This is a genomic window from Francisella orientalis FNO12, from assembly GCF_001042525.2.
Taxonomy (GTDB): Bacteria; Pseudomonadota; Gammaproteobacteria; order Francisellales; family Francisellaceae; genus Francisella; species Francisella orientalis.
This window is the reverse complement of sequence record NZ_CP011921.2, coordinates 164756-175614: the sequence shown is the minus strand read 5'-3', so window position 1 is coordinate 175614 and position 10859 is coordinate 164756. Positions and strand designations below refer to the sequence as shown.

The following is a 10859-nucleotide window of genomic DNA, read 5'->3' as shown; positions in this document are numbered from 1 at the left end:
CTAATATCCTCTCCTACGCTTCAACCATACCATAGTCATTACAAAACTTAACAACAATGCAAAACCAAGACTCCAAGGATATAGATATGTAACTGGTCTAACCACTGTTTTGTCTGACTCTATCGGCTCTAGCTGATCTATCGACTCGTATACTTGTTTTAAATCAGTACTATTTTGAGCTCTAAAAAACTTCCCTCCTGTCATTGTGGCAATTTTTTGTAATACTTCTGTATCTAGATCCTCTGATGTATTAACTAATCTTTCACCAAAAGTAGTCTTAACTATCATTTGTCCGCCACCTAATCCTATGGTGTATATTTTTATACGATATTGTTTAGCAAGTTCCGCTGCCTGCAAAGGTTGTAACGCTCCAGAGTTATTTTCACCATCTGTTAGCAAAACAAGGGCTTTAGAATCACCTGGGTATCTTTTAAGCTTCTTAACTGCTAAACCTATAGCATCTCCTATCGCAGTTTGTGGACCTGGTAAAGCAATACTAGCATCATCAAGCATTTTTTTGACAGTTGGAATATCAAAAGTCAACGGCGTTTGTAAATATGCCCAAGTACCAAAAAGTATCAAACCTACTCTATCTCCTTGACGGATATCTAAAAACTCATTAGCAACACGCATTACAAGATCAAATCTTGACTCCATATTACCATTTGACCTCTGCATATCTTGGATAGCCATACTACCAGATAGATCAATAGCCATCATAAGATCCCTACCACTTTGCGGTAAGCTAACCGGTTTGCCTAACCACTGGATACCAGAACCTGAAATAATCAATAATATCCAAATAGTGCTTAGAATATATTTAAGATAATTTGCTTTGGAAAAGTCTCCGTTTTTATTACCTCTCAACTGAGATTTTAACTGATCAAAAAATGGTGTTTTTAGTGCCAGTTGCTTATCATGTTTTACTCTTGGAAATATCCAATAACTTATAACAGGTAAAATAATCAAAACCAAAAACCAAGGATATTCTATATTAATCACAATACTCTCCTTAGCCACTGCTCTGCCACAGTCAAAATTTCATTTAGTGTTTGTTTATCTAATTCAATAGCTCTATAACTGTTTGCTAACATATTGGCTTTGGTATTTTTGAAATTTTGATGTTTCATTTTAGAGTCAAGAAACTCAAGCCATTGCTCACCATGTAGGGTTTTAATTTGTTGATTTGGAAATTTTTGTAATGCTACTCTTTTTAGATATACAGAAATATTCTGCAAAACCTCTTTCGGGTTATTTTGTTGAGTCTCTTCTATTGCCATTCTAAAATCATTAACAATAGAATCCTTGTAACTATTTCTCTTTTTTCTGAAGTGTAGAATAATCAAGAAGATAATAAAAGCTAGTACAATCAAACCTAAAAGCAACCACCTCCCATAAGCCAAAGGCCACCATTGAGAGACCTTCGCTGGCAAATAAATATCTTTTAATTGAGCCAAAAGATCATTAGTTTGCATAATTAGCTATCCCATAGTTTATTGCTTTAACCAAATCATCATTCGTTGCTATCTCAATAAACCCTGTCTTATTCTTACGTGAAAAATCTTTTATCGTAGTATATCTTTCGTGATAAAGGCTTTTATAAACACTTCTTTGTTTCTTACTTGCAGCATCTAATACGATACGATGCTCACCATCACTAAAATAATATGTATCTAAAGCAGGTAACTCCTTTTCTATAGGATCATAACTAAAGATATTTATAACCTCATTTTTAGCTCTCAATAATTTAAGATACTGTTTTGCTTGCTCATCAAAACCACTATAGTCACTAATAATAATTATCACACTATTACTACGAACTTTCGCATACAGAAACTTTATAACATCCGCTAGTTTCTTTTGAGATTTAAGCTGATAATCTTTGTGATCCATCGTTATAAAATTAAACATTTTGATCAGCGCTGATTTATCTTGTTTTGCAGGATAGAAATTATAACCTTGATCATCAAAAATGATACCACCAACCTTATCATACGCCTCTAATGCTCCAAACCCCAACAATGCTAGTGTATTGGCAGCCTTAACACACTTAAAGCATTCCCTTGTACCAAAATTCATTGTACTATTCTGATCAACAATAAAATACAGACTACGTTCACGCTCTTCATGATAAACTTTAGTATATGGCTTACCAAGTCTTGCTGTAAGTGACCAGTGCATCAATCTAATATCATCGCCAGCTTGATAATGTCTTACCTCATCAAAGTCCATACCACGACCTTTAGCATTAGAGATATTCGTACCAGCATTAGTCGTATTAACTTTCTGATTAGCAAATAATTTTAGTGACTTTGCCTGATAGCGATGATTCAAAAGCTCTTGAATATCAGCCTTAACACCTTTATAACTTTTCATTGAAGATACTCTAAGGGATTGGCACAGCCTTTAGCAATTCAGTAATCACATCATCACTTTTAATACCATCAACATCTGCTTCAAATGTTAATAATATTCTGTGACGTAGGACTTCATATATAACTGCATGGACATCTCCAGGAGATACATAGTCATTGCCAGATAACCAAGCATGTGCTCGAGCTGCCCTATCTAACGCTATCGTTCCTCTAGGACTAGCGCCAAAGGCAATCCATTTTTTGATACTTGGACTATATTTTGATAGATCTCTAGTAGCAAGAATTAACTCGATAATATATTGTTCAAGAGCTGCTGACATCTGAACATTCAATACTCCCTTTTGTGCTGCAAAAATTGCTTCTTGAGAAATATTTGGGTAGCGCAACTTATGCCCTAGCGCTTCACCTCTACTTATAGCTAGAATCTTTGCTTCAGTTTTTGGATCCGGATACTCAATCTTCACAAAAAGCATAAATCTGTCTAATTGTGCTTCTGGAAGTGGATAAGTACCTTCTTGCTCAATTGGGTTTTGCGTAGCCATCACCATAAAAAGATTAGACAAAGGATAAGTCTTCTTACCAACTGTAATCTGCTTCTCTCCCATAGCCTCAAGCAATGCTGACTGAACCTTTGCAGGGGCTCTATTTATCTCATCAGCAAGTAACAAGTTATGAAACAATGGCCCTGACTGAAACTCAAAGCTCTGTTGTTGAGGTATATATATATCTGTACCTGTCAAATCTGCCGGTAAAAGATCCGGTGTGAATTGTACTCTATGATAAGAGCAATCTATACTTTCTGATAGTGTTTTAATAGCCGTTGTCTTTGCAAGTCCTGGTGCACCTTCTACAAGCAAATGCCCCCCAGCTAATAATGCTATCAACAAACGTTTATTTAAATTTTCTTGACCAACAACACAATTGTTTAAAAACTCCAATAATTCTTCAAACTGATTATATACAGACACAGCGTCTCCAAAACCTCTTATCTTCTTTTGTAGAGTATAGGGGTTGTTATTAATTTTTCAAGAGCATAGGCTCGATATAGCTAATTTACAAAGACTAAATACTACTATAAAATTTAAGCTATTACCCTATAGATTAGTATAATCCTCATGAAAACTCTTAAATTACGGATTTTTATACTAGTAAGCCTAGCTCTTACTAGTTGCTCTAACAACACTGATTTATCTAACGATCTAAATGCAACTAGAGACTCTATTGTGAGCCTTGTCAATGGTACTCTTAGTGCCGAAATCAATAACACAAGCCTACAGAGTGTCTATAATGCAACTCTTCTAGCTCTAAATAATAACAGTGATAAGGTAAAGACTAGTAATATAAGCAATGATTCTGCTAGCATTACAGGTACATATATCGTAGACAAAGGCTTCTTCAATAAAACAGGAATAGATAATTTTAATATTAGACTACTCAAAGGCAAGGACAGTTCTGTAAACCTATTTATCAAAATGGGAAAATTTGGAGATCAGGAAGCATCAGTCAACTTATTAGCAGATATCAGAAGTAATTCAGGATTATAATATGAATGCAAGTATCCCCAAAGTATTGTCTATACAGTCTCATGTCGCATATGGTTATGCGGGCAATAAAGCCGCTGTATTCCCAATGCAGCGACTTGGTATAGAAGTTTCTCCAATATATACAGTCCAACTTTCGAATCACACTCAATATGATTTTTTTAAAGGGTCTTTTTTTAGTGCTGAAGATATCCACAATGTTATTGATGGAATGATTACCAATGGTTCCTTAGAAAAACAAGATGCTATATTATCTGGTTATATTGGCAATGTTGATATTGCTAAGGTTATTGCAAACACAGTTTCTTTACTTAAAGAAAAAAATAAATTTAGCATATACTGTTGCGATCCTGTATTTGGCGACAAGTACGATGAAGATGAAACAGGACATATTTTTGCATCAAGTGATCATCCTAAAATCTTCTTAAAACACCTATTACCACTGGCTGATATAATCACGCCAAACCTATTTGAGCTAAGTGTACTTAGTGATACAAAAATAAGTAGCTATAGTGATATAGCTAAAGCATGCCAAGAGCTAATCACAAAAACAAAAAATAATAAACAGATAATAATTGTTACTAGCGTCTCATTTGATAAAACTAAAACTGGAATAGCGATATATCAAAATAATAACTTCTCGTATATCGAATCTGCCAAATATAAAGTTCAGCCTAAGGTTAGTGGCTCCGGAGACATTACCGCAGCAATGTTTTTAAGTTATATTTTGAAAGGTAAAACACTAGATGAAGCACTAAATTCGGTTACTAAATGCTTAGATGGCATTTTCAGAGTTACACATGAACTGAATACTGATGAGTTAGCTCTGATCCAAGCACAGGAGTACATTAAATAATGAATCGTTACAGTAAAATTACAGATGTTCATCGCTACAAAAGAGAAATTGTATTACTAAAAAGTCGTCCTTGTGCTTATGGAAAGTGTACATTTTGCGACTATATACTAGATAACTCAAAAAATATTGATGAAATCAACTCTACTAACTTTGATGTTTTAAATAATATCACTGGAGAATTTGGTATTCTGGAAATAATAAACTCGGGTAATATCTTTGAGCTTCCTCAAGCAACCAAAAATCGTATCAAAGAGATAATCAAAGAGAAAGATATCAAATTATTATTTGTTGAAGCGCATTGGATGTACAAAGATCACCTACATAGAATCAAAGATTTTTTTGAAACTGATATTTTTATGAAAACAGGTTTAGAAAGTTTTGATAATGAATTTAGAGAAAAAGTTTTAAACAAAGGATTTTTTCATAGCTCTCCAAAACAATTAAGTGAGCTGTTTGACTCTGTTTGTCTTTTAATTGGAGTCATAGGACAGACAAAAGAAATGATAAAAAAAGACATTGAGATAGCTAAAAAATACTTTGATCATACAACTTTGAATCTATACGTAAATAATACAACATCAATAAAAGCAGATGAAGAGCTTAAAAAATGGTTTTTAGAAGAATACAATCATATATTTAATGACCCTCAATTTGAAATACTTGCTAGCAACACTGATTTTGGTGTTGGTGATTGATGCAGCTTTAGTTAATATCAAAATACACTTAAATATGCTATCTTTGTGGCACATAAATATTAATTAGGTGAAGATGTTGCAACACTCTCTAAAACAAATTTCAGATATTTTAAAAGTAAAAATAATTAATGAACCGTCTAATGAAATTACTATTTCAGGTCTTAACTATGCAGAATCTGCAAAAGAAAATGACCTAACTCTTATCGATCAAAATGAGCACATAAAAACTCTGGAAAAACTCAAAAGCTGCTGCTATAGTCAGTGATAAGATTAGCAGTGAGTTAGCACAAATTAATAATAAACCGTTGTTAGTGGTAAATAATGCTGATTTAGCTATGGCTAAAGTATTAGAACTTTTTTCTGTACCATCTCTAGAACAGAATGGCTTTCACGAAAGGGCTGTCATAGACTCAACAGCAAAAATCGGCAAAAATGTCTCAATCGGTCCGGGAGCATATATTGGTAAGAATGTTGAGATTCGAGATAACACCATAATCTACGCTAATGTATGTATTTATGACGATACAAAGATTGGTACTAATTGTATTATATGGCCAAGTGTTACAATTCGAGACAGGGCTATTATAGGACATTATTGTAGACTATATTCTAACTGTTCTATAGGCACAGATGGCTTTGGCTACAGACCTTCAGAAGATGGTAGAAGCATAGTTAGAATCCCTCATATAGGTAATGTTGTAATTAGTGGTTTTGTAGATATTGGTTCAAACACATGTATTGACAATGCTAAATACGGCTCAACAATAATTGGTGATTATACGAAAATCGACAACCTAGTTCAGATAGGTCACAATGTCATTATAGGTAAGGGCTACATGATATGTGGACAAGCAGGTATCAGTGGTTCTGTGACAATAGGGGATGGTGTGGTAATAGCAGGCTGCTGGTATCAAAGATCATACCAAAATAGGTAGCGGAGCTCGAATTGGTGGCAAGGCTGGCGTGATGTGGGATGTACCTGCTGGCGAGAGTCATATGGGATACCCAGCATACAAGGATACTGAATCAGCTAAGCAATGGATTGCTATCAGAAAACTTCCAGAAACCATGAAAAAGCTCAAAGCGCTAGCAAAAGTCTAAAAATTGATCTATAGCTCTACATTAACTTTTTTGCTTATTTAAATTTCTAATATTGCAAATAAGAATTTTTAATATCAGACTTAATCACATTACAACTCAAACTATTTATTTCTCATAAAAACTACTCTGAAAGCTAATGTCCACATTAATTTTGATCATTTCACATCTTAAATTTTAAATAAATACTATACTATTTTAGTATACTCAAAGCCTTTATTTTCAATATTTTGACACGAATTTATTTTTTGATTTAGACTATTAGTATGTTACAATTTAAACTGTGTAATTAAAGGTAAGAAAAGACCTCTGAATCGTTAAGTTATAAGATTTTTTCTTTCCTCTTCTTTTACAAAAAGGAAACAACACTAAAATACTAGAACTATAAGGAGAAGCAACATGTTACCAACGCTCATGTCTGTTGACTTAGCAAGATTGCAGTTTGGTTTAACAGCATCATTTCACTTCTTATTTGTTCCTCTAACATTAGGTCTAACGTGGATTTTATTCACAATGGAAGTAATGTACGTAAGAACAGGTAAGCAGGTATATAAAGATATGGTGAAGTTTTGGGGTAAATTACTCGGTATAAACTTCGCTCTGGGGATTATTACTGGTCTAACTATGGAGTTTGAATTCGGTACTAACTGGTCATACTACTCTCAATCAGTAGGTGATATTTTTGGTACGCCTCTAGCTATTGAGGGCTTAGCAGCATTTATGCTTGAGTCAACTTTTGCTGGTTTATTCTTCTTCGGTTGGGATAAATTATCAAAGAAACAACACTTACTGTCTACATTCTGTTTAGCAATAGGTTCAAGCTTCTCTGCTCTACTAATCTTAGTTGCTAACGGTTATATGCAGCACCCGGTAGGTTCTGAGTTCGTTGCCTCTACAATGAGAATGGAAACTGTAAGCTTACTTCAAGTATTCCTAAATGAAACAGCTCAAACAAACTTTGGTCACGTGATAACAGCTGGATATACAACTGGTGCGACTTTTGTAATCAGTATCAGTGCTTTCTATCTACTAAAAAATCGTGATAATGGATTCGCTAAAAGATCCTTAAGTGTTGGCCTAGGTTTTGGTATCGTTGCTTGTACTATGGCAATGTTCTTTGGTGATGCAAACGGTGTAGATGCATTTAAAGTACAACCATTAAAAATGGCTTCAATAGAAGCTGAATGGGATACTTCTAAAGCTCCTGCTGCTTTCAATGCTGTAGCTATCCCGAGCAATGCTGATCAAGAAAACCATTATGCTGTAGAGATCCCAGCTGTACTTGGTCTAATCGCTACTCACTCTACAGATGTAGAAGTCCCTGGTATCAAAGCTATCCTTTATGGAAAAGCAGATACTAATGGCACTAGAGATCCTAATCTTGCATACTATAGAGATATCGTAACAGGTGAAACTGCTGATGTATCTCCAGAAGTAGCTGCTGCTAACCCTGCTAAGTACGAAAAAGTACCTGCTGCGATAGTTATGATTAGAAATGGTGGTTTAGCGTATGCAGATCTTCTAAAATGGAGAGAAACTGGTCACGAAGGCGATACTCCAGATGGTAGTTATGCTAACTATAACAACCCTGAATATCAAAGATACATGGGCTTCGGTAAGTTACTTGTACAAGTAGCTCAAGAAAAATATGGTAAAGCTGACTCTGAAACTATAGCAAAAGTTGCTAACGATCCTGAATTAGTAAAAGCAGCAGCTACTAATATGGTTCCTGAAGTTGTTAGCATATTCTGGGCATTTAGAATAATGGTTGCTATTGGTTTACTATTATTTGCTCTAATGTTTGTTGGGTTAATACTACTTGCTAAAAACTCATTAGGTGGTACTAAATTCAACAGATTCGTACTAAAAGTAATGTTATGGTCAATTCCATTACCATTTATTGCTTGTTCAGCTGGTTGGTTCGTAACAGAGCATGGTCGTCAGCCTTGGACAGTATATGGAGAACTTCCTACTAGTATAAGTTCTTCAGCTCTTACTGCAGCAGATGTTGGTACTTCTATGGCAATCTTCTGTCTAATAGACTTAAGCTTATTTGCTGTATTAGTTTTCTTAATGTTCAAGTATGCAAGACTAGGTCCTAGCTCGTTAGGCACTGGTAAATACCATTTTGAACAAAACAAAAATGATAAATAAGGAGAGATAAATGTTATTAGATGTTTTACAAATTATCTCTTGGCTAGTTGTAGGAGTTCTAATATTCTTAGTAGCTGCTACTGTTGGTTTTGACTTTGGTGTAGGTATTCTTGCCAAATTTGTTGGTAAAGATGACTACGAAAAAAGAGCTATCATAAATACAGTTGGCCCTACTTGGGATGGTAGCCAAGTTTGGTTTATTACAGCTGGTGGTGCTATATTTGCTATTTGGCCGCAAGTTTATGCTACAAGCTTCTCAGGTTTATATATTGCTATCTTACTAGTGCTATGGGGACTTTTCTTAAGACCTCCTGCTTTTGAGTACAGAAAGAAGATAGACAATCCTACATGGAAAAACTTCTGGGACTGGATACTTTTATTAGGAAGTGTTATCCCTATAGTTGTTATGGGTGTAGCTGTTGGTAACTTATACTTAGGTTTCCCAATCTCATATGATGATACTGCAAGATTAATATACGGCACAGTTACTGATAGTCAATATCAGTCTATGTGGGTTACTTTAATACACTTATTGACTCCATTTGCACTATTATTTGGTATATTTGCTCTGAATATGTCACTAATGCATGGTTCAGCTTATGCTAAGCTTAGAACTGATGGTGTCCTAAGAGATAGATTTAGAAAAATCACAAATGTTACAGCGACTATCTACTTAGTTTTATTTGTAGTTGCAGCTATTTGGATTGTTCTAATACCAGGATATCAGTACTCTACCGGTGCAAGCTGTACATACGCATCAGAAGCATTACAACATCCGTTTAGCGCTAGAGTTATTACTAATGACCATTCTTGGTATTATAACTTCACACAAGCTAAAACTATTTGGATGTGGTTTGCTCCTATCCTAGCTTTTGTTGGTGCATTACTTGTTATCAAGTTTAACAACAAAGATAAAGATGGTGCTGCCTTCATAGCTAGTATGGCTTCTCTACTAGGCGCTGTATTAACAGTTGGCTTTGCATTATTCCCTTTCATTATGGTGTCTAATGTAGGTAACTTCCAATATAGCTTAACTGTATTTAACGCGAGTAGTAGCCAAACTTCTCTAATAGGTATATTATGTGCAGCTGTTATTATACTTCCAATCATCTTCTCTTATACATTCTTTGTGTATAAGAAAATGTGGGCAAATGGTCGTAGATTATCTGCTGAAGAAGTTAAAGCAAACTCTCACGAGTTATACTAAGAGGAGACTAGTATGTTTTATTTATTATGGATTACATCTGCATTTGTAGCTGTTGGCGCTGGTTGTTTCGTAGCTAGCAGAATCGACAAAAAAGAAGACTAATTTTCTATCTGCTATTTTCTTTTATTTTATTTCTTCTCTTTGATATAAAATTTTTTCATTCAAATTTTATTTGTTTGAAAAAATGAAAAAAATAATATATCTAACTATCGCTTTATTTTTTGTTATAACATCTAATTGTTATGCAGATATTATTGTTGGAACAACTGGAGATTATGCTCCTTTTTCAATTTATGATAAAAACGATAATAAATTCTCTGGGAAGGATATTGATCTCATAAAAACTTTTGCTAAAGCAAATAATGAAGATATTAAATTTATTAAAACGACTTGGGCAACTACAGAAGGTGATCTAAAAGATAGTAAATTTGATGTCTTTGTAAGAGGTATGACAATAACTCCTACTCGTCAAGCAAAATTCATATTCTCAACTCCACTAGGCTCTTTTAGTAAGGCTACAATGACTAACTGCAAAAACTTATCTAAATTTAAGAGCTTTGCAGATATAGATAATCCAAACACTCTAATCATCGAAAATAGAGGTGGAACAAATGGGAACTTTGCTTTACAGAAAATCAAAAATGCTCAATTATTAATTATCGCTGATAATAAGCTTGCGGTTAAATCTATCACCGATGGCATAGATGGTATATATCCAGATATAATGTTTACCGATTCGCCCGAAATTGCGTATCAGCACTCTATAAATCCAAATATTTGCCAAGTACCTATTAAAGTTGATGATAATATTTCATATAAGGCTTTTATGTTTAATAATACACCAGTAGGAAAAAGCCTCGCGAATAAATTTAATGACTGGATAAAAGACAACCCTAAAATTCTTCACCAATATTTAAATTCAGAAAAATAATA

General features: G+C 34.2%; 11 protein-coding genes and 1 pseudogene. 8 read left to right on the top strand and 4 right to left on the bottom strand.

Annotation, left to right across the window (positions count from 1 at the left end):
• From FNO12_RS00900 to FNO12_RS00885, 4 genes are read right to left on the bottom strand one after another with little or no spacing between them, the layout of a single operon-like run.
• Positions 1 to 1002, bottom strand: coding sequence for a vWA domain-containing protein (locus FNO12_RS00900; protein WP_014714292.1), 1002 nt, complete (start codon positions 1000 to 1002; stop codon positions 1 to 3).
• The gene (locus tag FNO12_RS00895; RefSeq protein ID WP_014714291.1) at positions 999 to 1475 is read right to left on the bottom strand and encodes a DUF4381 domain-containing protein; all 477 of its coding nucleotides are present in this window, start codon (positions 1473 to 1475) and stop codon (positions 999 to 1001) included. Before FNO12_RS00895 ends, FNO12_RS00900 begins: the two co-directional genes overlap by 4 nt.
• On the bottom strand, positions 1465 to 2376 hold the full coding sequence (locus FNO12_RS00890; protein WP_014714290.1) for a DUF58 domain-containing protein: 912 nt from the start codon (positions 2374 to 2376) through the stop codon (positions 1465 to 1467). Before FNO12_RS00890 ends, FNO12_RS00895 begins: the two co-directional genes overlap by 11 nt.
• 10 nt (positions 2377 to 2386) lie before the next feature.
• Complete coding sequence (locus tag FNO12_RS00885) at positions 2387 to 3343, bottom strand: AAA family ATPase (protein ID WP_014714289.1); 957 nt, start codon at positions 3341 to 3343, stop codon at positions 2387 to 2389.
• A 147-nt stretch (positions 3344 to 3490) separates the two neighbouring features.
• Here FNO12_RS00885 and FNO12_RS00880 point away from each other — a divergent pair, with 147 nt between their 5' ends.
• From FNO12_RS00880 to FNO12_RS00845, 8 genes and pseudogenes are all read left to right on the top strand, one after another.
• Complete coding sequence (locus FNO12_RS00880; RefSeq protein WP_014714288.1) at positions 3491 to 3919, top strand: DUF3568 family protein; 429 nt, start codon at positions 3491 to 3493, stop codon at positions 3917 to 3919.
• Between the two features lies 1 nt (position 3920).
• Positions 3921 to 4772, top strand: a complete 852-nt coding sequence (gene pdxY / locus FNO12_RS00875; protein ID WP_014714287.1) for a pyridoxal kinase — start codon at positions 3921 to 3923, stop codon at positions 4770 to 4772.
• Positions 4772 to 5467: a radical SAM protein gene (locus FNO12_RS00870; protein ID WP_014714286.1), complete on the top strand. Its 696-nt coding sequence runs from the start codon at positions 4772 to 4774 to the stop codon at positions 5465 to 5467. Before pdxY ends, FNO12_RS00870 begins: the two co-directional genes overlap by 1 nt.
• A 76-nt stretch (positions 5468 to 5543) precedes the next feature.
• Positions 5544 to 6568: pseudogene (lpxD, locus tag FNO12_RS00865) on the top strand (UDP-3-O-(3-hydroxymyristoyl)glucosamine N-acyltransferase).
• 396 nt (positions 6569 to 6964) lie between these two features.
• Positions 6965 to 8719: a cytochrome ubiquinol oxidase subunit I gene (locus FNO12_RS00860; RefSeq protein WP_014714285.1), complete on the top strand. Its 1755-nt coding sequence runs from the start codon at positions 6965 to 6967 to the stop codon at positions 8717 to 8719.
• Between the two features lie 10 nt (positions 8720 to 8729).
• Positions 8730 to 9926, top strand: a complete 1197-nt coding sequence (cydB, locus tag FNO12_RS00855) for a cytochrome d ubiquinol oxidase subunit II (RefSeq protein WP_014714284.1) — start codon at positions 8730 to 8732, stop codon at positions 9924 to 9926.
• Between the two features lie 12 nt (positions 9927 to 9938).
• Positions 9939 to 10028 carry a hypothetical protein gene (locus FNO12_RS00850; protein ID WP_030003323.1) on the top strand — a complete coding sequence of 30 codons (90 nt, stop codon included), beginning with the start codon at positions 9939 to 9941 and terminating at the stop codon, positions 10026 to 10028.
• Between the two features lie 82 nt (positions 10029 to 10110).
• Complete coding sequence (locus FNO12_RS00845; RefSeq protein ID WP_014714283.1) at positions 10111 to 10857, top strand: transporter substrate-binding domain-containing protein; 747 nt, start codon at positions 10111 to 10113, stop codon at positions 10855 to 10857.
• Positions 10858 to 10859 lie beyond the last annotated feature (2 nt).